Source organism: Thiohalophilus sp., from assembly GCF_046483665.1.
Taxonomy (GTDB): Bacteria; Pseudomonadota; Gammaproteobacteria; order UBA6429; family Thiohalophilaceae; genus Thiohalophilus.
Map to the genome: position 1 here is coordinate 18,514 of NZ_JAWOCR010000053.1, position 22,684 is coordinate 41,197.

General features: G+C 57.6%; 16 protein-coding genes and 1 pseudogene. 8 read left to right on the top strand and 9 right to left on the bottom strand.

Translation table 11 applies throughout. From position 1 onward, the window contains the following. Window positions 1-62: 62 nt before the first annotated feature. Window positions 63-1,781 (bottom strand): chloride channel protein, encoded by a 1,719-nt coding sequence (locus R6U90_RS11235; RefSeq protein WP_410352785.1) that lies wholly within the window; start codon window positions 1,779-1,781, stop codon window positions 63-65. Between the two features lie 70 nt (window positions 1,782-1,851). Continuing rightward, on the bottom strand, window positions 1,852-2,178 hold the full coding sequence (locus R6U90_RS11240) for a hypothetical protein (protein WP_410352786.1): 327 nt from the start codon (window positions 2,176-2,178) through the stop codon (window positions 1,852-1,854). Window positions 2,179-2,759: 581 nt separating this feature from the next. On the opposite strand from R6U90_RS11240, the gene R6U90_RS11245 reads away from it, so the two are divergent. The 7 genes from R6U90_RS11245 (at window position 2,760) to R6U90_RS11275 (ending at window position 9,999) form a co-directional block, all read left to right on the top strand. Continuing rightward, complete coding sequence (locus R6U90_RS11245; protein WP_410352787.1) at window positions 2,760-3,071, top strand: antibiotic biosynthesis monooxygenase family protein; 312 nt, start codon at window positions 2,760-2,762, stop codon at window positions 3,069-3,071. A gap of 430 nt (window positions 3,072-3,501) precedes the next feature. Beyond that, window positions 3,502-3,972 (top strand): (2Fe-2S)-binding protein, encoded by a 471-nt coding sequence (locus R6U90_RS11250; protein WP_410352788.1) that lies wholly within the window; start codon window positions 3,502-3,504, stop codon window positions 3,970-3,972. Further along, complete coding sequence (locus R6U90_RS11255; protein WP_410352789.1) at window positions 3,969-6,179, top strand: molybdopterin cofactor-binding domain-containing protein; 2,211 nt, start codon at window positions 3,969-3,971, stop codon at window positions 6,177-6,179. The genes R6U90_RS11250 and R6U90_RS11255 overlap by 4 nt, the downstream gene beginning before the upstream one ends. 450 nt (window positions 6,180-6,629) lie before the next feature. Further along, on the top strand, window positions 6,630-7,766 hold the full coding sequence (locus R6U90_RS11260) for an MlaE family ABC transporter permease (protein ID WP_410352790.1): 1,137 nt from the start codon (window positions 6,630-6,632) through the stop codon (window positions 7,764-7,766). Continuing rightward, window positions 7,763-8,572, top strand: a complete 810-nt coding sequence (locus R6U90_RS11265; RefSeq protein WP_410352791.1) for an ABC transporter ATP-binding protein — start codon at window positions 7,763-7,765, stop codon at window positions 8,570-8,572. Before R6U90_RS11260 ends, R6U90_RS11265 begins: the two co-directional genes overlap by 4 nt. After that, the gene (locus tag R6U90_RS11270) at window positions 8,573-9,388 is read left to right on the top strand and encodes an MlaD family protein (protein ID WP_410352792.1); all 816 of its coding nucleotides are present in this window, start codon (window positions 8,573-8,575) and stop codon (window positions 9,386-9,388) included. It begins immediately after the preceding gene. Further along, complete coding sequence (locus R6U90_RS11275) at window positions 9,385-9,999, top strand: ABC-type transport auxiliary lipoprotein family protein (protein ID WP_410352793.1); 615 nt, start codon at window positions 9,385-9,387, stop codon at window positions 9,997-9,999. Before R6U90_RS11270 ends, R6U90_RS11275 begins: the two co-directional genes overlap by 4 nt. A 135-nt stretch (window positions 10,000-10,134) precedes the next feature. Here the strand turns inward: R6U90_RS11275 and R6U90_RS11280 are convergent. From R6U90_RS11280 to R6U90_RS11305, 6 genes and pseudogenes are all read right to left on the bottom strand, one after another. After that, window positions 10,135-11,457, bottom strand: a pseudogene (locus R6U90_RS11280) (cation:proton antiporter). Between the two features lie 92 nt (window positions 11,458-11,549). After that, window positions 11,550-14,024 (bottom strand): endonuclease/exonuclease/phosphatase family protein, encoded by a 2,475-nt coding sequence (locus tag R6U90_RS11285; RefSeq protein ID WP_410352794.1) that lies wholly within the window; start codon window positions 14,022-14,024, stop codon window positions 11,550-11,552. Between the two features lie 75 nt (window positions 14,025-14,099). Continuing rightward, entirely contained in the window at window positions 14,100-15,377 is a 1,278-nt protein-coding gene (locus R6U90_RS11290) for a glycosyltransferase (protein ID WP_410352795.1), read from the bottom strand. A gap of 3 nt (window positions 15,378-15,380) precedes the next feature. Then, the gene (locus tag R6U90_RS11295) at window positions 15,381-17,627 is read right to left on the bottom strand and encodes a hypothetical protein (protein WP_410352796.1); all 2,247 of its coding nucleotides are present in this window, start codon (window positions 17,625-17,627) and stop codon (window positions 15,381-15,383) included. Then, entirely contained in the window at window positions 17,624-18,382 is a 759-nt protein-coding gene (locus R6U90_RS11300; RefSeq protein ID WP_410352797.1) for a TVP38/TMEM64 family protein, read from the bottom strand. Before R6U90_RS11300 ends, R6U90_RS11295 begins: the two co-directional genes overlap by 4 nt. A gap of 926 nt (window positions 18,383-19,308) precedes the next feature. Next, window positions 19,309-20,376 carry a thioredoxin family protein gene (locus R6U90_RS11305; protein WP_410352798.1) on the bottom strand — a complete coding sequence of 356 codons (1,068 nt, stop codon included), beginning with the start codon at window positions 20,374-20,376 and terminating at the stop codon, window positions 19,309-19,311. 320 nt (window positions 20,377-20,696) lie between these two features. Here R6U90_RS11305 and R6U90_RS11310 point away from each other — a divergent pair, with 320 nt between their 5' ends. Continuing rightward, window positions 20,697-21,941, top strand: coding sequence for an EAL and HDOD domain-containing protein (locus R6U90_RS11310; RefSeq protein WP_410352799.1), 1,245 nt, complete (start codon window positions 20,697-20,699; stop codon window positions 21,939-21,941). On the opposite strand, the gene R6U90_RS11315 is transcribed toward R6U90_RS11310, so the two are convergent. Next, the gene (locus tag R6U90_RS11315) at window positions 21,942-22,505 is read right to left on the bottom strand and encodes a DedA family protein (protein WP_410352800.1); all 564 of its coding nucleotides are present in this window, start codon (window positions 22,503-22,505) and stop codon (window positions 21,942-21,944) included. Window positions 22,506-22,684: the final 179 nt, after the last annotated feature.

The following is a 22,684-nucleotide window of genomic DNA, read 5'->3' on the forward strand; positions in this document are numbered from 1 at the left end:
ACCTGCCAGGGAGCGGGCTGTTTCAGTATTGACCGGGTTACCTATTACTGTTGGCCGACATCTCAATACCGGTAACTGCTTTCCACCTCGTCGTGGCTAAGTACACCATAAATGCGGGGTAACCCGGGCACGTTCTGACTGATGACATAGGCCATCTCCTTGCCGCTGTCGTGCAGGTGTTGTCGCACTTCTTCCATGGTGGCGCGTATGTCCACAGCTACCAGCGTGCGACGCTCACCGGGGAGTTCCATCAGATCGAACTGCCCGGCAGCGGATGATTGCTTACGGGCATGGGCGAGATCCACACCCGCCAGTGCTACTTCCGGTGTGTCTTTTTCCTTGATCAATACCCAGACTGGCTCGTCCTGCAGGGCGCGATCAACCTGCTCGGCCTCGACCTGCCTGGGCAGGACGACGATCTTGCGATTCATGGCACTGGCCACGCCAATTCGTCGTAACGACTGAGCCACCGGGTCGCTGCGATAGTCCAGGCCACGGTCCCGCAGCAGGGTATGAAACAGGGATTCGCGCCGGAAGAGCCGTCCGCTGACGACAGTCGAGGTCACGACTGCCAGCATACCCGGCAGGATAAAGTTCGGCTCCCCGGTCAGCTCCAGAATCGCGATCAACCCGGCCATGGGCGCCTGCAGGGTCGCGGCCATCATCGCACCCATGCCGATCATCGCGTACAGGCCGACACTCCCGTTCTCGAGGAAGCCGAGCTGGACGCCGACGGCGCCCAGCAGGCCGCCGGCGGCAGCACCGATAAAAAAGGTCGGGCCGATGATCCCGCCGGGCAGCCCCAGGCCAATGCCTCCGGCGGTGGCCAGCACTTTCACGATTAACACCACGAGGAGCAGACGCAGAGCCGTTTCGCCGCTCAGGATGGCGTTGACCGTGTCATCACCGATGCCCATCACCTCGGGGACGAACAGTCCGCAGAGGCCGACCAGCAGACCGGCCAGCACGGGCCGCACCCAGGCTGGCAGATTGCGGCTGCTCCGGACGACCTGCTGGAACAGGGCATTGAAGCCGGCGGCAAGCAGGCCGATCAGAATCCCGCATACCAATATATAAGGCAGCTGAGCTACGCTGCCCAGCTGCAGTTCGGGTACGGAAAAAGTATAGGTGTCGCCGAATACCAGCTGGCTGATAGCGGTAGCGCTCACCGTGGCCAGAATCACCGGAGCAAAACCGGCCACGGTGTACTCGAGCATCAGCACTTCCATGGCGAACACCGCCCCGGCCAACGGGGTATTGAAGGAGGCGGCAATTCCGGCCGCGGCCCCGCAGGCGGTCAGTACTCGCAGACTGTTATGCGGCAGATCCAGTGCCTGGGCCGGCAGATTGCTGCTGGCCGCCCCAAGGTGGGCGCTGGGCCCTTCGCGGCCAACCGAATGCCCGGCGATCATGGAAATCGCGCCGCCGAAAAATTGCACTACCGCGTTGATCCAGGGCAGTCGGCCCTGGTGATAGGCCAGGCGTTCGATTACGTGCAGCACACCCACGGTCTGCCCCGGGCCGGGCACCAGGCGAAACAACAGACCGACCAGCAGCCCGCCTGTCAGGGCGATTGCGAGCCGCCAGTGCCAGGGCAGGGACTCGAAATCCCCGGCCTGCGTCATCGGATACAGGGTAGTCTGCGCCGAATCGACCAGCAGGCGCAGGGCGATGACCGTCAGGGCCGCCAGGATGCCGGCGATCAGCCCCAGAACCGAGAGCGGCAACACTGCATCCGCGCGGGCCAGCTGGATTCTAAAACGCTCCAGCCATTCGCTCATCTTTGAGGGGATCATGAGTTGTCTCGGTCAGTGGGCAAGGGCCAGGGATGTTGCCCGGTCCGGCGTCGGCTCAGGAGGCCGGCGGCTCACCATGCAGCGCGGTGAGATAGGCGTCGACCCCGGCCATGACATGATCCATCGAACCGCTGACCAGGTGCCGACCCTCGCCGTCGTGGGCACAATAGGCGTCCTGCTCGCGATCCCGGCTCAGGGTGAGGATCAGATACTCATTCGCGCCGCCGGCGAACAGCTGAAAAATATCGTCATCATCATTGTCTTTGGCCCAATGCCAGCGCGTTGCCCGCCCGTGGGCCACCTCATGGGCCGCAAAGCTTTCCACACGCTGGCGATCGGCCTTGCCGAAAAAGTTATCGGGTAGTTCTATAATTTCCGCCATCAGTTTCTCCCATTATCATTGTTCAGCAAATCGGCAACTCAGTCTTGCATCCCTGGCTGTGGCTATCAAGCGCAGGACAGAGGGATTTCCAAACACCGAAAAAGGTGGCGGGTCTAATTCAAATCGCTCCCACCAGTGAGTGAGACTCTGGCGACTGACAGTCGGTGCTCCGACAGTGGATTCTGTTTTATGGCAAACAGGCGCGATTGTTGGCCCGTATGCGCATATCTGACAGTTATTCCGGTGGCAGAGTGTTTTGCTGTACACGGGCAATGGCGGTACGGCATTCACCGGCCAGTGCGCGCAGTGTGTCCGGTGACGGGGCAAACCGGGGCCTGTGCGGTGCGAGGAGCCGGTTGTATGTCAGCCCGCTGCCTTAAAATGTGGTATTTGCAGTACAGTTATGATTGAAAACTTTCCCCGGGTCAGGGATTTGCCTGGCCACGGGAAGGATACCAGGCTGTTTGTGATGACCGCGATCAGTACCAGATGAGAGAGGGCTGACCATCATGACTTGTTATCATCTGTTACTATTCTTTCGTTTTTGTGTTCAACAGAGTGAGATAACGGGAGCTGACATCATGTTTATTGTTGCCAATCGCGTACCCGTCGCTCCCGGCTGGGAGGAGACATTCGAGGAACGATTTCGCCAGCGGGCCGGCCAGATTGATCAGCAAGCGGGCTTTGTGCGCATGGAAATCCTCCGGCCACAGAGTGACGAGACACCCTATGTGGTGCTGACTACCTGGCAGGACAGAGACGCGTTTGAGGCCTGGGTGGGCAGTGAAGATTTCAAACTGGCCCACAGCAATCCCATGCCAAAGGAGGCGTTCGACGGTGAAGGCAAGCTGGAAATGCACGAGGTGGTTGTGGCAAGTGAGCAATCCGTTTAATCGCCGTAAGTCGCTGAGGCATGCGGTGAAAAATCCAGTGATCCTCGCCGAATCGACATTTGTTCATAACAGTCATCAATCAAATCTGTATATGAGTAAGGGTGATTCCGCGCGCAGCTAGAAATAATTTGTTCTGTGAGGACATCGCCAGGTATCGGTATCAAGCATAAGTTATAACCACCGCACCCGTTCAGTTTGACGAGTGATGAATGCAGTTAAACTTTGACTGCCAACTCGCCACAATTCCTGTGGGAGCGGGCTTCGACCGCGACGGTGCTGGATTCGGCAGTCGCGCCCGTGGGTCGCTTCCACTGGCTCACTATTAAGTTATTCTGCAATCTTTCTTTTCCCACAAAAACTACGCCCAAACCCCATTGTGAAGCCCGCCGGCTCCGTCTAGACTTTCTGCAGGTTTTTCGGAGGACTTCGCATGGCGACATTGAATATCAACGGTGAGACGGTCGAGGTGGAAGTCGATGACTCGACGCCACTGCTCTGGGTATTGCGTGAGCAGCTGGGGCTGACCGGCACCAAGTATGCCTGCGGCATCGGCCTGTGCGGCTCCTGCACTGTGCATGTGGATGGTGAGGCGGTGCGTTCCTGTACGGTGGAGGTCTCCTCCATGGATGCCAACAAAAAGATCGTCACCATCGAGGGGCTCTCGGAAGATAACAGCCATCCGTTGCAACAGGCATGGAAGGAGCTGGATGTGCCGCAGTGCGGTTACTGCCAGCCGGGGATGATCATGGCTGCAGCGGCGCTGCTGAACAATAACCCCGAGCCCGGCGACGAGGAGATCGATAAGCAGGTTACCAACATTTGCCGTTGCGGGACATTCAACCGGGTGCGGCGCGGGATTCATCTGGCTGCCGACATCAACAAGCGTGGGAGGGCGTCATGAAAACCGAAACGCTGAACGTCTCGCGGCGCGAGTTTCTGATCACCAGCAGCCGCGCGGCCGGGCTGGGTGTGGGCTTTTCTCTCGGGCTCTATCTGCCGATGAGTGCCACGGCCGTGGCCGGCGAGTGGGACGAACTGCCTTCCGAAGGCTACCCCGAGATCGGCGCCTGGGTGGTGATCCAGCCCGATGACACGGTAATTATCCGTATCGCCCGCTCCGAAATGGGGCAGGGGACTCTGACCGGCCTGGCGCAACTGGTGGCCGAGGAGCTGGAATGTGACTGGGACAGGATCATCACCGAATACCCGACCCCTGGCGAGAATCGCGCGCGGGATCGGGTCTGGGGCAGCTTTTCCACCGGCGGCAGCCGCGGCATCCGTGACAGCCATCGCTATGTGCGCAAGGGCGGAGCCGTGGCGCGCGAGATGCTGCTGCAGGCGGCAGCCGAACGCTGGGAGGTGCCCAAAGGCGAATGCCGCGCGGCCAACAGCGTGATCACGCACCAGCCCAGCGGGCGTACGGTCACCTACGGCCAGGTCGCCGAAGCGGCGGCCGAGCTCTTCCCGCCCCAGCATGTGGAACTGAAAAACCCGGACGAGTGGGAAATCATTGGCAAGCCGATGCCGCGTCTGGATACCGACGACAAGCTCAACGGCAAGCAGATCTTCGGGGCCGATCTGCAATTGCCTGGCATGCTCAACGCGGCGATCAAGGCGTGTCCGACTTTCGGCGGCAAGCTCAAATCGTTCGATGAGAAAAAGGTGACCGATATGCCCGGCGTGCGCAAGGTGGTACGCGTGGGTGAGGATGCTGTCGCCGTGGTGGCCGATACCTGGTGGCAGGCAAACAAAGCCCTGCAGGCGCTGCCGATCAGCTGGGATCACGGGCCGAATGCCAAACTCGACAGCGCTGCCATCGACAAAATGCTCGAAGAGGGGCTGAGTTCCGACAAGGATGTGTTTGTCGGTAACAAAGCCGGTGATGTGAACAAGGCATTGCAGGGCGCGGCGAAAACCGTTGAGGCGACCTATCGCTATCCTTACCAGAACCACGCCACCATGGAGCCGATGAACGCCACCGCGTTGTGGACCAAAGACAAGTGCGAGGTCTGGTGCCCCACGCAAAACGGCGAGGCGGCTTTGAAGGCGGTCGTGGATGCGGCCGGGTTACCGGTGGACAAATGCGAGGTGTACAAGATCCACCTGGGCGGCGGTTTCGGCCGGCGCGGCGCGTTTCACGACTTTGTCACCCAGGCGGTGAGCATCGCCAGACAACTGCCGGGCACCCCGGTCAAGTTGTTCTGGAGCCGCGAGGAGGATATGGCCCACGGCCACTATCATCCCATCACTCACTGCAGGCTGGTCGGCGGCCTGGACGAGGACGGCAACCTGAGCGGGCTGAACGTGCGCATCTCGGGCCAGTCGATCCTCGCCACGGTGATGCCTGACGGGCTACAGGATGGTATGGATCCGGTCACTTTCCAGGGCTTCCATCCCGAGGGCGATCACGCCATCAGCTACACGGTACCCAACTTGCTGGTAGAGCACGCCATGCGCAACCCGCCGGTGCCGCCGGGTTTCTGGCGCGGGGTGAACATCAACCAGAATGCGATATATATGGAATGCTTTGTGGATGAACTGGCCCATGCCGCGGGCAAGGACCCGCTCGAATTTCGTCGCAGCCTGATGCGCGATCAGCCCAAAAGCCGGGCGGTGCTTGATGCCGTGGCCGAAAAGGCTGGCTGGGGCAAACCGGCCAGTGACGGGGTGCATCGTGGTCTGGCGGTGGTCAAGACCTTCGGCAGCTATGTGGCCGCCTGCGCGGAAGTGTCGGTGGATGACGAGGGCAAGTTAACGATCCATCGCATCGTCGCCGCCACCGATCCCGGCTACGCCGTCAACCCGCAACAGATCGAGGCACAGGTGGAAGGCTCGTTCGTCTATGGTCTGTCAGCCCTGCTCTACGGCGAGTGCACCATCAAGGACGGCGGCGTCGAGCAAACCAACTTCCATGACTTCCCGTCGCTGCTGATGGATGAGATGCCGGAAGTGGAGACGATCGTTATGCCCTCCGGCGGTTTCTGGGGCGGGATCGGCGAGCCGACCATCGCTGTCGCCGCGCCAGCGGTACTCAACGCCATTTTCGCCGCCACCGGCAAGCGGATTCGTCAGGTGCCGTTGAAGGATGTGGATTTGAGTGCCGCCTAGCCCTTCGGGCAGGGACGAGGTACGCGGGACGAGTAACGAGGAAGATCAAAACCTGTCTCCTCGATCGGGGGAGCGGCTGCGCCGCGATGGGTCCTGTCTATCCCGAATGATGGTGATGGGTCGCGGCTGAAAGCCCCTCCTACAAGACCTCGTCCCTCGTAACTCGGTCCTGCGTCCGAAGGACGCCTGTGGAGAGAACGTGCGGACCGACCGCACGGCCTGTCGCGCCGGAGGCGCTCCTACGGCTCTTCCTTGTCCCTCGTAACTCGTCCCTCGGTCCTGAACTGCCCGAAGGGCAGTTGTGGTGGTACAGTGATATCACAGTACACTTCGGGCTATTAGCGAACAGGATGCGATCCCGGACATGAGCATGTGTGAACAACCGGCGGTTTCAGGTTCCCGATTCCGGTGCCGCTACCGCTACCGGCTGAGTGGATAGTGGTGGCGGAGATGACCGCGTCCGCGCCGGGGCAGGTGCGCCAGGAAGCCGGGCCGGAGGGCGTCGCGCTGATCCTCACCGGCAACTGGACGCTGCTGCATTACACGGCGTTAAGTCGGTCGGTGGGAAAACTGACCCTGGATAACGCGACGCCGGTGCGACTGGATCTTCAGGGGGTTGGTGAGATGGACTCGGCCGGGGCCACGTTGCTGGTCCGGTTGCTGGGGGCCGAACGGACCCAGGCTCTGCCGGAGTCCGTGCCGGGGCTGACCCCGGAACGCCGCGAGCTGTTGCTGACCGTCTGCGATGCGTTGTTGCATCCGGTTCTGGGTACCCGCCAAAACCGCTATGTCTTTGGCGATGTGACGGCACGCATCGGACGCGCGAGCCTGATCATCGGTCGGGATCTGCTGACGTTGCTCGATTTTATGGGGCGAACGTTGCTGACCTTCCTGAGGGTGTTGCCGCGACCGCGGCGCTGGCGCCTCACGCCGCTGGTCAGTCACATCGAACAGATCGGCTTCAATGCCGTGCCCATCGTCGCCTTGCTGACCTTCCTGGTCGGGGCGGTCGTGGCTCTGCTGGGCGCCACGGTGCTGGTCGATCTCGGGCTGACCATCTATACGGTGGATCTGGTGACCTATTCATTCATGCGCGAGTTTGGCGTTTTGCTTACGGCGATCATGCTGGCCGGGCGGACCGCCAGCGCCTTCACCGCGCAGATCGGTTCGATGAAGGCCAACGAGGAGCTTGATGCTCTGCGCGTGCAGGGGCTGGATCCGATCGAGTTGCTGGTATTGCCCCGGATACTGGCGTTGATGGTGAGCCTGCCCCTGCTGACATTTATTGCCGTGGTCTCCGGGTTGGCCGGCGGCGGGCTGGTGTCGCTCCTGTCACTGGATATTTCTGTCTCCCGTTATATGGAGATCGTCAATGCGGTGCCCCTGCAACACTTCTGGGTCGGCCTCTCCAAGGCGCCGCTGTTCGCTTTTATCATCGGCCTGATCGGCTGCCTCGAGGGCTTCAAGTCCGGCGCCAGCGCCGAGTCGGTCGGGTTGCATACGACCTCGAGTGTGGTGCAGTCGATCTTCATCGTGATCCTGCTCGATGCCGTGGCGGCCCTGTATTTCATGGAGGCGGGCTGGTGAGTCAGGCGAGTGACAGCACGGGGCGTGAAGCGCTGGTGCAGGTCCGGGGACTGGTGAACCGCTTTGGCGAGCAGGTGGTGCATGACGGGCTGGATCTGGATCTCTATCGCGGCGAGATTCTCGGTGTGGTGGGTGGCAGCGGCACCGGCAAGTCGGTATTGTTGCGCAACCTCGTGGGACTGCTGCAACCGGCCGCCGGGACGGTCCATTTTCTGGGCGAGGATCTGTATGCCCTGTACGAGATGGACCGGGCGCGGCTGATATGCCGCAGCGGAGTGCTGTTTCAAAAAGGGGCGCTGTTCTCGTCGTTGTCGGTCCTTGAAAACATCGCCGTGCCGCTGGTCGAACATGCCGGGCTGAACCGTTCCCAGGCCGAGTCGCTGGCCTGGGTCAAGCTGGCATTGGTCGGCCTGGCGCCGGAGGCCGGACTCCGCTTTCCCGCCGAGCTCTCCGGCGGCATGGTCAAGCGCGCGGCCCTGGCACGCGCCCTGGCGCTGGATCCCCCGTTACTGTTTCTTGACGAACCCAGCAGCGGGCTCGATCCCATCGGTGCGGCGGCCTTCGACCGGTTATTATTAACCCTGCGCGACGCTTTCGGGTTCAGCGTGTTCCTGGTGACACACGATCTTGATACGCTGCATGCTGTCTGCGACCGGGTGGCGGTGTTAGCCGACAAACGCGTACGGGTTACCGGCACCCTCGAGGAGGTGGCCGCGACCCCGGATAGCTGGGTGCAGGACTATTTTCATGGCCCGCGCGGTCGTGCCGCGCAACAGGCCGTCCAAACCACCGACGAGGATAGTTAGATGGAAACCCGTGCCCACCATATACTGATTGGCCTGTTCACCATGGCGGTGATCGCGGGCGGTATGTGGTTCGTGCTGTGGCTGGCCGGAGGCGGTCCGACCGAGAAGAGCGAAACCACGCTCTACGATATCGTTTTTCACCAGGCGGTCACCGGCCTGTCGAACGGCAACCGCGTTCTGTATAACGGGGTTCCGGTGGGACGGGTTGAACGGATCCGGCTCGATCCGGACGATCCGCGGCAGGTCATCGCCCGCGTCAGAGTGAGCGCCAGCACGCCGGTCCGCCAGGACACCCTGGCCGAGTTGGTTCTGGCCAATCTCACCGGCGCCAGCGAGATCCAGTTGCTTGGCGGATCGGCGCAGAGTCCGCCGCTGGAGCGGGCCGATGACGGCGTGCCGCAAATCACGGCAAGGGCGTCGCAAATTGGCCGGCTGAGCGAGGCGCTGACAGAAATCCTCAACGATGCCTCGCGGCTGCTGGAGAACAGCAATCGCCTGCTGTCCAAAGAGAATACCGCCCATCTGACGCGCAGCCTTGAGAACCTCGACCGGTTTACCGGGACCCTGGCCGGCCAGAGCGAGGCAATGCGCCAGGGGGTCGAGAACCTCTCGCGGGCCAGTACGCGGATCGATCGATTACTGCGCGAGAACGAGGCGGCGCTGGCGGAGGGCATGCAGGGGCTGGACGATCTCGGCCCGGCACTCAATGAGCTGCGCCGTTCCACGGCCGCCGTTCGCAAGGCGGTGGAGCGTTTCGATCGAAATCCGGGCGGCTATCTGCTCAGTCGTGAACCTGTCAGGGAGTTTCAACCATGAGATCATTGGTGCAAGGGGGCAGGCTGATCGGGCTGGGAGTTCTCGTGATAGCGGGCCTGAGTGCCTGCAACATCATTCCCGAACCGGCGCCCCAGGATATTTACCGGTTGCCGCCCTCCAGGGTGGAGGATAGTGGCGCTGAACACAGAGAACTCTCCTTACGTGTTCAGCGTCCCTCGGCCAATGAGCTTTTGAGCACCACGCGGATCGTGGCCGTACCGCAGGGTCACCAGCTGAATGTTTATCCGAATGTCCGCTGGAGTTCGCCGGCGCCGGCATTATGGCGGGATCACTTGCTGGAGGCATTTGCTAATGACGGGCGTATTACCCGGCTGAGCAGCGGGCGGGAACAACTGCGGGCCGATGTCGAGCTCGGCGGGACACTGCGCGCATTCCAGGTCGAATATGCGACGGGTGTCCCGGAGGTGCGCATTCGCCTGGATGCCCACCTGGTCGAGGTCAGCGGCAAGCGGATTATCGCGACGCGGCGCTTTGCCGCCCGGGAGGCTGTGGAAGGCGAACAGGTCCCGGCGGTGGTCGACGCCTTCGGGCGGGCCAGTGATGCGCTGGCGGCCGAGCTGATCGACTGGACAGTCGCGCAAATGAATTAGTCCCTTAGCGGGAGAAAGAGAGCAAGCAGAGCACCTCGCCCCCTACCTCTTCACTCATACCTGCCTGATAGAGATGGCGGAATCAGCAACCTCTGATCGTCACCGGGTTCAGAAAGTAACTATATCCTTTGTTACTTATATAGCTTTGTACCGGGTAGGCCCGTCCGTTTTTATTATCAGGCGGTTCAGTATCAGGTGCAGGGCCGGCGCCTGAATGAATATGGAAAAGACCACAACGCCGTAGGTGATGGATTGAATCGTGTACCAGGCATCCAGCTCAAGCGGCAGTGACAGCACCAGGGCCACGGCCACGGCACCCCGCAACCCGCCCCAGTAAACCACAAAGTATTCTTTTTGCGATATGGACGGGATAACCGATAGCCTGCCCAGCCAGGGCAGGGTGCCATAGATCCCGATGGCACGGGCCAGCAATACCGCCAGGATGCCGAGCAACATAGCCAGCCACATGTCGCTGAACATTCTCGTGGTGATGGTCAGGCCGACCAGCATAAATACGAAGGCGTTGGCGATGAACGCGAAAAAATGCCAGATAGTCAATAATGCGTGATGGGCCAATGCTTCCTGGTTGCCGGTCTCCCGGCCAAGGCATATTCCATAGGTCAGAACGGCCATAACGCCGGATACATGCAGCCATTACTCGGCGGCGACGAAGGTTAAATAGACCAGTGCAAGGCTGGCGCCGGTAAATACCAGCTGATTGTTGCGTAGCCAGCGGTAAGTGGGTATAGATATAAATCCGGTTATCAGGCCGGTGATAATGCCGCCAAGGAGAGCATAGAAGAACGATAACACAGGTGAATGCCACGCCAGTTGTTGCGTGGGCTCGATAGCCATAGACAATAAAAGCCCGAATAATACGATCACGATGGCATCGTTAAACAGGCTTTCGCCTTCCAGAAAAGTGATCAAGCGCTCGCCAATTTTGAAGTGTTTGAATATGTCGATAACGGTGACAGGGTCCGTTGCGGAGAGCAGGGCGCCGCAAATCAGGGCAGCAAGCCACCGAAAGCCTGGATGATTGATACCAAAATACAGAACGGTTGCGATGATCAGTGTGGAGATCAACATGATCGGAACCGCCAGCAGAAGAATCGGGCCCAGGTTTCTCAATAATGCACGGCTGTTGATGTTTAGCGCCGATTCAAATATCAAAACCGGCAAGAATATATTAAAAACGATCTCTTTGAAGTGATGCCAGCGCAGTCCGGTATCAAATCCGGCGATGCTGATTAGCCCGGCTGTGAGCAGGCCGATAAGTAGCAGCAGAGCACTGAACGGGATGCGCAGTTTGTCGGCCAGGGGTAGACGATCGTCACCACGATTAACATGGCGAAAAACAGGAATAGGGTAGGACTGATAATTATCTGTTCGTATCCAGGTGACCGGGTTGTTTATAGTGCGATGATCAGAAGCGTCGGGGCAGAGATGCAGGCTCAGAAAACCACTCTAATCAATATAGCAATGAAACGGTCCGTTGAAACCGGATACAGTGTAACTTGTATGATAAAACGGCAGCGAGGCAATGATGGTCAGGTGCGATGGCCGTTTTTGGTGTGTTGCGCTGTACTTCGCGTTGAACCGGTCTTGCGACCGGGCTCATCCGGTCGTGGGACGCCAACGCGTATCTCTGCCACCAGCGGGAGATGATCGGAGGCCGTGCGGACCAGTTGTGAATCGGGAATTTCGATATGAGTGATGTCCAGATCATGACTGGTAAAGATGTGGTCAAGACGCAGACTGGGGAAGCGGGTAGGGAAGGTTTTTTGGGGGGTGTGTCCTTGTGCTTCGATCTGGACGTCATGGAGGCGATTTTCCAGTCGACGGCATACGGTTGAGGAGGGCGAGGCGTTGAAGTCGCCGCACAAAATCACCGGATCATGACACTGTTCATTCCCCAGCCACTCCTCGCTCAGCAAAGCCTCGATCTGGACGAGCCGCTCGCGCTGACTGAGGCCCAGGTGGGTATTGAGGATCTGGATATTCCGTCCGTTCAGTTCGACGCTGATCCAGAGCGCACCGCGGGGTTCAAGATAAGGTTTGTCGCCGAGCCCGGGCAGGATGCCCGTCTTGATCAGGCGATGGGGCAGATGGGTCAGAATGGCGTCGCCATAGCGCTCTTCCTCGACGTGAACAGCGGGGTGAAAATGGAAGTCCATTTTCAGGTAGCGGGCAATCAGATGTGCCTGATCCATGCCCTGACTGCGCGCACGGCCCACATCCAGCTCCTGCAGGGCGACCACATCCGGGCGGGTTCGGGCAATGACGCGGGCAATGCGTTTGGCATCGAGCTTGCCATCCATGCCGACACAACTGTGCACGTTGTAGGTCATGACCCGTAGCACATCCTTTTTCAGGTCGTGGCTGGACGCACTCCGGGTCCGGGATGGCGGGTTTGTCTTTTCCAGATGACGCAATGCCGCGTCACGCAGATCTCCGGGGCGCAGATATTCGGATTTGCGAACCGCCAGGGGGGCGTCCTCTGGCAGCAGTGCAAAGCCGTGGGTCTCCTCGGGCATGGCGCCGGCATGGGCCCCGTTTTCTATGGCAAAGCTTAGCGGGGAGACACCTTCGCGCCAGCCCAGTACCACAATATCGCCGGCCTCGGGATGCTCGCAGAGCCGTGACAGGTCCTCGCCGATTTCATCGAGAAAAGGGTGCCGGGCCCCGAACAGGATGGCCCGGTCCCGTGGCAACCGGTATTCTCCATTAGCGGTGCGAGCGTGTAGCGTCCCTTTCGATAATACACTGAGTACCAGTGGTACCTGGTGTGTTTGCGCCAGTTCCCGGGCGATGAAATCGCGCCCTTCGTTGCTCAGTTCCGGGGCAAGATAGATATGGCCGACGGGACCGAGTGAGGTGACTACCGGTTGATGCTCCCTGTTCTCCTCATCATTGCGGCTGAAGACCGAGAACAGACGCTGGATTTTTCCACCGCCCAGAAAACGCACCCGCTGGGTCTGGATCCCCTCCGTACCGGTGTGACGCACCTGCATTGTGGTGCCCCATTTTTCACAGGCGCCGGTCACCGCCGCTTGCAGGCTATAGCCCTGAACATACGAATAGGAGCGCACGGCAGCCTGTCCATGATCGGAATAGATCCAGACATCGTAGTGCCGCCAGGCAGAACGATGGGCCGCGCGCCATAACCGCACAAGGGCGTCGTCGATGCCTTTCAGTGTCCAGTGGGCAAACAGCGATCGGGGTCCCCGGCGATGGGACTGTTCGTCATAACCGGTGAAGTTGATATGGATGATGGGCAGGCCGCGGCTGATATCGATCTTGCCTCCGATCACTGACAATTCGCGCATCAGGATAGTGATGGCGACCCGGGTCGGGATGAATTTCAGTTCCTTGATGAAGGCATAGCCGCCGAAAATGCCCCGGACAAAGTCCACCAGTGACAGCCCCAATTCCAGCAGTAGCAGGACCGCAACGCGAATAAAACTGTAGAAATTACTGATCAGAAATACCAACAGCACTAGCGGGTTGGCCGCGCGTAGTGCCGGGCCCCAGCCCAGCGATGCGGGACAAAAATGCGATTCTGCGGCGCCCCCGGTAAAGTTGTCCATGTAGACACTGCCATCTTTCAGCAATGCCTGGTTACCGTGGGCCGCAAGCCGGGCCTCGACCCGGGCCGCCGCCTCCGGTTCGTACATGCGAACGACTTCGTGCGAGTGATCCCGGAAGGAAAACGCCGGCACCGCGGATTTGATGCCATAGAAGAGTTCCGCCTGAACCGCGGGAGTTGTCGATGGCAGGCCCGAATAGTGGCTATGAAGTCGGTAATGCTCACGGCGGATCAGGCGTTGTAAAAACGGCATCTCGCCGCGCTCCAGGGCGCGCTCGAATTCCGGATGCGAGAGGCCGTCGATCTGGAGCATGATGAGCCCCGCCCGCGTAGGTGTTCCCTCTGAGACTGGCAGGCGCAACAGGCGCGCCAGCCAGACACTACGACTGAGATTGCGACGCAGGCGTCGCAGAAAAGACTCTATTCGTCCGAGCATGGAACTTTCACCTGTCGGGATTGTGGCGAGTCACTGATGCATCGTGCCCCGGGTGGCTTTCGGGTTCCCTGGCCATCACTTCTCCTTGCCGGAAAACAGGTCGGTCTGCAAGGCCGCCTCGCCGGCGTTGGCCATACTTTTCAGGATATTCCACTCGGTCTTGATGGCGGTCATCGCCTCCTGCCAGCTATTGTCCTGATCCGCATGGGAGCCGGGTTCGAGTGAGGCGTAACAGCTCAGCGCCTTGTCCGCCGAACGGGACATGGAAAAGGAATCGGCGGTCCTGAGTGCCGTGTTTTTCAGATCCTGGAACGCATCAGGGGCAAGATTGGCCGCCCACTGCAGGGCCGCGCTGAAGGCCGGGATCGATTGTGTCTGGAGCAGGCGACCGTTTTGTTGGTCCCGGACTACCTCCCGCGCCCCGCTCGCATCCAGGGCGATAACGGGCAAGCCGGCGGCCATGGCTTCGGTCAGCACCATACCCTGCGTTTCGCTGAGGGAGGCGAAGGCGAACAGATCCATGGCGTGCAGGGCATCGGTCAGTGCAGGCTGTTGCAGGATACCGGTGATATGCAGGCGATCGTCGAGTCCGGTCCGGGTGAAAATCTCCCGCATGCGCTGTTCGGAAGGTCCGGTGCCGATCACCAGAAAATGAACCTCTGGATGATCAGCGGCGAAGCGGGCGACGGCGCGGGTCAGGAACGGCAGATTCTTCTCCGGCGCCAGACGACCCAGATGGCCTACTACAAATGCCTGTGCGGGAATCCCCAGCTGTTCACGAAAGCCGGGGCCGTCGCCCCGCGCAAACTGTTCCAGATAGACGCCGGTCGGCACCACGGTAATCGGCGAGGTGACACCCCGTTGCTGCAGCAGATCACGGATGCTTTCACTGGGAGCAAAAACCTGGTCGGCGAGGTTCGCGTAACGGGTAGCCAGCTCGATCACGAATCGCTTGAGAGCCGGGGAGTCACCGGGCACATAGTGAGTATATTGTTCGTACAGAGTGTGATGGGTAAAGACCAGAGGCAAACGCCGGCGGCGCGCGATTCGCACGGCGCTCATACCGAGCAGGAAAGGGTGCTGGGAGTGGACGATATCCGGCTGAAATTCATCGAGTCGGCGGCTGAGTTGAGGATGGACCGGCAGAACCACGGAAAAATCACTGGCGTTGAAGTTCTGAATCGCGGGAATGCGTATCACGCCGGCTTCGTTTTCCTCTGCACCGGGAAATTCGGGCGCCACGATCAGCACCTCATGCTCCTGCTTGCGGTATTCCTCGGCGAAGGCCTCCACGGAGCGGGCCACACCGCCCACATGCGGGCTAAAGGTATTGGTGAGGATGAGAATGTTCATATGTCACGTTTCCTTTTTGACGAGTACTTCGGAGCCCCTGCCGCTGGTGGTCTCGAGCGCGACAAAGCCGGGCAGCCGGATCTCTATGGGGGGGATCTCACCGTGCCAGTCGCCCTGCCACTCAATGCGCGGTGCTTTGCCGGGATCCGGGGTGAGGGTGATCGACACAGTACCAAAGCGGGTCGGCGCCGGCCCGAAGCGGATGGGCGTGGTCTGTTCCAGCCAGCGCTGCGGAATGCCGCTGACCAGGATAAGATGTTCCGCCTCTTCGCGCACAAAACAGTTGCGGATCATCAGCAGCCATTCAGCAGAGGCCCACACATGATGCCCGTCGCCCATGCAGCCACCGCCGGTCAGAGGATGGCAGGCTTCGGGCCACTGTCCGGTCGGTGAGGCCAGATCGGCTACTGCATCCATCAGTTCAAGGTAACGGGGATCGCCGGCACGCAACATCACCTGGGCGACATGCAGGGTCAGGTAGGCGTTGAGACCGGAATGGGTCATGTCCTGATAGAACGTGCCCCTGACAAAACAGTGGTCATACAGAAACTCGACCGTATCGAGTAGCCGGGGATCGTCCGGCGCACAGAGTTGCAGCGGATAACCTGCTGCCAGCGAACCGATGGCTCCCGCATCCAGCCGGCGATAGGGCGAGGCCGGCATGGCTGCACGGGCCAGACGTTGCGTGCAGGCGACCAGGCTACGATCCACTGCAGTGGCAAAATCGTTGGCACCCGTTACGAAATCCGCACTGCGATCGGGGTCCGTCTCCGCGAACATGGCCGCTGCGGCGCGCAAGCCGGCGATCCCCCAGAAATCATCCCAGTAGTAATAGTCGTTGGGTCCCAGGTGTTCAGCGCTGAACCCTGCCGGCAGTAGTCCGGTATGGGGCGTTTGCGGATCGTCATCGAGTCGCTTGCGCTCAATCCAGCGCGCGCCTTGTGCAATCGGATCGTGCCATTCCAGTGAGGGCTGGCGGTTGGTCAGGGCAAAGAAGCGTTGCAGGATCCATAATACCTGGCCGTTGGAATCCCATTCGCCCTCCTGGGAGCGGAAATAGCCGCGTCCTGTCTGGCGAGACGGAAAGCGCGCCAGGGCGCGTTCGGCGCGCCGGGTCAGCCCGCTACAGAGCAGGGCATGAATAATGAAGGCGGCATCGCGAAACCAGAAACGTTTGTAGGTGTAAGGCCCGGGATAGACATCGTCGGGTGAATGCAGAATAAGTGATGTGATCGCGGCATCGTAGAGAAACTGATAGCGCGACTCCGGGCAGGAAAGCTGACAATGATCATCATGGATATCATGCCAGGCATTGCCGGCGAACCGTTCGTCCGGTTTGCTCGCCAGCGGGATGCTGGCGGTAATTTCGCTCGTCTCGTCGGCGGGGCACGGAAACAGCGCCGCGGCTGTGACCATCCCCACATCACAGCCGCCTTCGAACTGATCCTCGCGATCCTTCAGGTGGATATACACATCTCCGCTGCGATAATCGGCAACATGATGCCGTGCGGCGGGTCGGCTGAATCTCACCTCGTGTTTGTCGTCAATGGTCCAGACATCGCGCGTCGGCGACAGGCTGACATTATTGATGAAACTGATCCCTTCAGGGTTATACGGGCGAAGCGCCAGCACGAGTGAAGCCGGGGTATCAGTGCGAGCCTGCAGACGCAGCTTGCAGACCGGGATGCCGGACTCGATCTCTACCCAGGCCCGGCTGGACAGGATCTGGCCCTTTATCCGGCTATCGGTGGTAATGCAGACCCCCGCTTCCATTTCTTGTTGTTGACGACAATCCGGATCTCTGGAAGGTAGTAGAGCTCGACCGTCCTCCGTCAGGAGCCAGGCGTCCAGGGACCAGCCATCAAGCAGGGGCGTCAGCAGTCCACGCGGATCAACAATCGGCAGTTCCGGGCAGTCCGGATAACCGATAGCGGTCCAGTTGCGATGGCTGAGATTGATGTGGGTGAAGGAAAAGGCGCGCGGGATAAATGACACATCGGTAGGATCAAACTGGCGTTCGATCCAGTAGGGCCACACCCAGTCCAGATTGTGTTGAATGACCCGGCTGTTGATCAGGCCGCGGGCGTGGAAAATGACGCCTGCGCGCAGAAGTTCGATAGGCTCGGCGACCTCGGAGGGCTGAGCAAAGCTGTGCAGCCGCGACAACAGGGTGATGGGGTCGAGAAACCCCTGTTTGCGCGCTACATAGCGAAGAATGAAGCGCCAGGGTAGCCATTTCATCCAGCTCATAACAGTTCCTCCTCGATGATATCTCCCTGTTCCTCATAGCGGGCCAGCGCCCGTTGCGCCAGGCGGCTCAGGGTGATGACCGCCACCACCGCGGCAATAAAGCCGGCCGCATACAGGCTCCATTGCAGGGGGGAGCGGCCTACCTGATGTACGCCCAGGCTGGACAGGTCGGCGGCGATGGAACCAAGATAAACATTGTGGACGGAAAAGGGAATGAATCCCAGCAGTGAACCACCGACATAACCGCGCAGGGAAAAGGAAGTCAGGCCAAAAAAATAGTTGGAGAGTTTGCTGGGAAAGAACGGGATCAACCGGGTAAGCAACACGATCTTCCAGCCATGGGGTTTTATTTCCTCGTTTACCAGCCGAAGCCGGGAGTGGGACAGGATGAACTGTTTGGCGCGCGGGCCGAATAGATAGCGTGCAATCAAAAATGCCAGAGTTGCGCCGAGTGTTGTGCCAACCACCACGTAAACAGAGCCCTCCACAATGCCAAAGGCAAAGCCGGCGCCGATGGTAAACAATATACCTGGTAGCAGCAGCAGGACCACTCCCGCCATGATCAGAATAAAGAGCAGCGATATCCATACTCCCTGGGCCTCAAACCATCTCAACAGACGTATCACCTGTTGATCGACGCCGAAGTAGTTCAACAAAACAAGCACAGCAGCGACAAACAGAATGCTGGCGACAATTGCCCAAAGTGGCGACCGAAGCATTTTCCCGGGGTGTTTGATTCGAGATGGTTCTGACATTTGCCATGTCCCATAACCGGGCGGGTTAGTTACTGATGAGCCATAGTAAGATCGGCTGAAGGACCTTTGACATTTTCTGGTGCCGAGAGAGGGCTCCATGAATTACACCACAGTCTAACGGACCCTTTAAAGGGAAGACAAGATCTCGCACAGGAAGTAGTTATATAGTACAAAACTATCCCTCCTGCAAACCCTGTCGATGCAGCCCTCCATGAGGGAGGCTTCAATATCGGGTGCAGGAAGCGGATGGTGATATAGATCAACAAGACCCGCACTACAGGTAATGGATTAAATTGTCAGCCAGTTGCCTGTCGCTACAGCCGCAGGAACGAGCTGGTGATGCCATGTATTCCGCCCCGCCAGACCATAATATTTTCATTCGGACACAATAACCGTTGTACGACCTGCCGGTAAAGCGGATACACAGGTCGTTAATAAATGTGTACATTGCGCATAAGAGCGACTGGTGCGCTCTCATATAGCTGACTTTATATCGGGGTGTCAGATTCATGAAGCCGCGTTAACGGAAATCTTTTTTTTTGATCCCCTCTGGCTTCCTGGTCCAGGCCAAGATAAAACACGGCAAGGCGATGATGGCAGATATTGCCGGGTGGCAAATTAGACGGTATTTGTGTCTTTCTGCCTGGGTAGTCAAAGACCAGCCAATTCCTTTTACAATATCGGAGATAGGATGGCGGGCGATTTGATCAATCGGGCAACACAAGCAACCAGCTTGCTCCCTGGTTGAACGAGGCAGAGCAAAACAGCTTATCCCGCCTGACGTCGTATCATAGTCCTGCTTTTGAAAGATGCCGGTGTGAGAGGGGGTAATTACCAGGCCTGAAAAGTCAGGTAATTGCAGTTATCAGGATAAAATATTCTTCGGGTATCAGAAAGTAACCCGGAAATATATACGATTGCCCTGCTTACTCCATCCCCGCCTTTTGTCTGCCTGTGTGTTGTCGCCATAGCTGGTATGTTTCATATTTTTTATGGACGCCAGATATAACATATTCGAGTACATTTTTGAGGCGATATAACCAGACAACCGAGTTGATACGAATAATTTCTTTGCCCTGTTGATCGAAGAAAATGATGGTTGGCGCATAGTATAGATCAAGTTCCCTGGCCCATTGATGTGCGGTTATCTTGCGACCGTCCGGCGTAATGAGTCTGGTTTCAGACCGCATATCAACCTGTACAACATCCATTTTTTTTAAATCAGCCGCAATAACTTCACTGTTCAGGGGGCCTGCATGCAGGACATCACAGGCATGACAGCGAGTATGTTCGAAAAACACGACCAGGGGCCTATTGGCCGAAATTTTGCTACGATCAAGCAGGTAGGGTTCTGGCATAAATGCTTTATGATGATTGAGGTTGTCTTTGCCAAAACTTTCCGCCATTTCCCCTCGGGAAAGGTATTCGCGAAACGTCTCTTTTTCATAATGTTGGTCGCTGACATATTCCAGCGCGGCGCGAAACTTGTAGGGTGGATGATAGCCTTGCAGCTTGAGGACGTTTTCTTTTTCATTATTGTAAAACAGCAAAGAAGGCGTAAAGTTGGTTTTCTGTTTTACCGAGAAGGCCTTTTCCTCGTAGACACGACCATCGACTGTGGTGATATTGCGAGAACCTTTTACGTCGATACCAACTACGTCAAATTTGTCCCGCGTATATTTGACAATATTCGGGTTGCCCCAGTTTATCTCCATATGCGCCTTGCAATAGGGGCAGTATTCCTGGCCAAAGTAGACTATCAGCCCGTCTTTGCCACTGGCTGCTGCCTCGTCAATGTCGTCGTAAAGATCAAGAAAGCTGAGCTTGAACCAGTCGGGATGAGTAATCGGTTCTTCGAGGGGGGTATCGACAAAACGGCTGAGCTCATTTGTCTGTGCATAGAGAGGTGTGACATAGGCGAAATAAAGCAGCAAGAACAGACCCGGAGAAATCTGCCGTCTTAGGCTTGCCAGTATTGCTGCGGTGTGGCTCACTTTTTACCCTAGTATATTTGTCGGGATTTAGCCCCGGTTATTATAGTCTTGCCGGTTATAGTAAGGGAAAATCCCTTTCTTACTCCAGAGTCTCCGTGAGTCTGTTTCGGGTAGATGGATAAGAGCGGCATAACAGACACGCTGCTGATTATATCCATAGCAACAGGTTGTCCAATAATGGTGAAGATATCGGCTGTCATGGCACAGCTGCCGGGACAATAGATCCTGTCTGGCGGATTTATGCTAGCATCATCATATGGTGCCTGAATACTAAGAGGGCAGCCGACATAAAAACAAGAATGTGACAGGTTAATCAGAGCATGCCGGGCAACAATGTAGAAAGTTCCACCGCCGTAACTCCGCATAATGTCTATGTTGGTCGACAGCCAATTTTTGACAGAAAACTGAATGTCTATGCTTATGAGTTACTCTATCGTACCCAGGGCAATGTTAATAATGCAGGCGCGAAGCTGGACGGCGATAAGGCGACAACTACTACTATTATTAATACGTTTATGGAGATCGGCCTGGACAGGCTGGTTCTGAACAAACTGGCGGCAATTAATTTAACAGAAAAATTTCTACTCGATGAAAGTCGGATTCCCTTTCAGCCGGGCACTGTTATTCTCGAAATACTCGAAGATGTCGAGGTGACGCCCCAGCTTATTGAAGCAGTTTCCAGGTTATCAAATACGGGTTATACCATTGCTCTGGATGACTACCTGTACAGACCGTCCCATGCTCCATTGTTGCACCTGGCGGATATTATCAAGATCGATATTCAGGCTCTTTCATGTGACGAAGTTCAGGAACACGTTGAACACCTGAAACAATATCAGGCAAGCCTGCTAGCCGAAAAAATTGAAACGCCCAGGGAGTTCCTTTTTTGCTCGAATCTGGGTTTTGAGTATTTCCAGGGTTACTTTTTGAGCCGGCCTCAGATCATTTCTTCCGAGAGCCTGCCGACTAACCGGTTGACGATCATGAACCTGCTTGCGGTATTACATGATCCTGATTCAGAAAATGAGGATCTTGCAGAAGCAATTAATACGGATGTAACAACCAGCTACAAGCTTTTGAAAATGATCAATTCAGCTGCCTTTAACCTGCCGCGCAAAGTCGAATCGGTCCAGCAGGGTGTAATGCTGCTCGGCCGACGCAAGCTCTCAAGCTGGGCATCGATGCTGGCGCTCAGTCAGCTTGAAGATCGTCCGACAGAAATACTACGCACGGCCATGACCCGGGCCAAGATGTGTGAACTGCTTGCCGAGGCCGCCGGTATCAAGCCCGCGGACAGTTTCTTTACAGTGGGGATGTTCTCCGCACTTGACCTGTTGATGCAGCGGCCACTTCCGAAATTGCTGGAGCCTTTGCCACTCAATGATGAAATTACCAGTGCCTTGCTTTACCACAAGGGATTATTGGGTGAAGCCTTGAGTTGTGTTATGGCTTACGAAGTGACTGACTGGGATAATGTTCAATTTATGCGGCTGTCAACCGAGGATATCCTGATTGCCAATATCGAGTCGGTAACCTGGTCAAACATGATTATTGATACCTTGTAGTTATTGTGAGGAACGCATCCGATGGCGTGCATAGAGGCCGACGACTATAATGCCCGCCATGACCATGGCGCCAGCCATCCAGAGCCGGTAATCTTCAAGATTGTGGAGCAGTTTTTCCGCCCCCTTTCCCAGTGCATAGCCGGCCCAGGATACCCCGATCCCCCAGATCGTGGCGGGAATCAGATCCAGCAGGGTAAAACGCAAATAATTGATATTAGTCATACCCAGTGCAAAGGGGGTTATGGCGCGCAAGCCAAACAGACCCCGGTAACCCAGAATAATGAGTATGTTGTGTCGTTCAAGTAGCGTGCGAGTGCATTCTACCCTGGATTGCCAGCCCGGCCGGTTTCTCAATACCTGGCGACCTTTAAGACGGCCGAGCAGGAAAAAAAACTGGTAGGTTAGAATCGAGCCGAATACCGAGGCGGTCATGACCCAGTTTAATTTCAGTAAACCCTGGTGAGCGAGGAAGCCGGCTGTTAGAACAATTCCTTCGCCTTCAACAAAAACACCAATAATTATGGCGAGGTAGCCGTAGGTAGCGATTGCTGATTCAAGTGTCATGGTCGAGAGCGATCTGCGCTAACATTTTAATACCGATGCGGAGTACGAGTTTTCTTTCTGGTTTAAAACCGCCGTAAGGGCCAATCTGCCCTGTAAAGCCAGATAAAAATAATGTCAATACAGTTGATATGAATTAATTTGCATCAGCTCAATTTTGCTTTGAACAATGCTTTGCTCGG

Bases quoted from the DNA above. Each gene is read 5' to 3' on its own strand.
- R6U90_RS11235 (WP_410352785.1), bottom strand. From the start codon at position 1,781: ATGAGCGAATGGCTGGAGCGTTTTAGAATCCAGCTGGCCCGCGCGGAT.
- R6U90_RS11240 (WP_410352786.1), bottom strand. From the start codon at position 2,178: ATGGCGGAAATTATAGAACTACCCGATAACTTTTTCGGCAAGGCCGAT.
- R6U90_RS11245 (WP_410352787.1), top strand. From the start codon at position 2,760: ATGTTTATTGTTGCCAATCGCGTACCCGTCGCTCCCGGCTGGGAGGAG.
- R6U90_RS11250 (WP_410352788.1), top strand. From the start codon at position 3,502: ATGGCGACATTGAATATCAACGGTGAGACGGTCGAGGTGGAAGTCGAT.
- R6U90_RS11255 (WP_410352789.1), top strand. From the start codon at position 3,969: ATGAAAACCGAAACGCTGAACGTCTCGCGGCGCGAGTTTCTGATCACC.
- R6U90_RS11260 (WP_410352790.1), top strand. From the start codon at position 6,630: ATGACCGCGTCCGCGCCGGGGCAGGTGCGCCAGGAAGCCGGGCCGGAG.
- R6U90_RS11270 (WP_410352792.1), top strand. From the start codon at position 8,573: ATGGAAACCCGTGCCCACCATATACTGATTGGCCTGTTCACCATGGCG.
- R6U90_RS11275 (WP_410352793.1), top strand. From the start codon at position 9,385: ATGAGATCATTGGTGCAAGGGGGCAGGCTGATCGGGCTGGGAGTTCTC.
- R6U90_RS11285 (WP_410352794.1), bottom strand. From the start codon at position 14,024: ATGCTCGGACGAATAGAGTCTTTTCTGCGACGCCTGCGTCGCAATCTC.
- R6U90_RS11290 (WP_410352795.1), bottom strand. From the start codon at position 15,377: ATGAACATTCTCATCCTCACCAATACCTTTAGCCCGCATGTGGGCGGT.
- R6U90_RS11295 (WP_410352796.1), bottom strand. From the start codon at position 17,627: ATGAGCTGGATGAAATGGCTACCCTGGCGCTTCATTCTTCGCTATGTA.
- R6U90_RS11300 (WP_410352797.1), bottom strand. From the start codon at position 18,382: ATGTCAGAACCATCTCGAATCAAACACCCCGGGAAAATGCTTCGGTCG.
- R6U90_RS11310 (WP_410352799.1), top strand. From the start codon at position 20,697: ATGCCGGGCAACAATGTAGAAAGTTCCACCGCCGTAACTCCGCATAAT.
- R6U90_RS11315 (WP_410352800.1), bottom strand. From the start codon at position 22,505: ATGACACTTGAATCAGCAATCGCTACCTACGGCTACCTCGCCATAATT.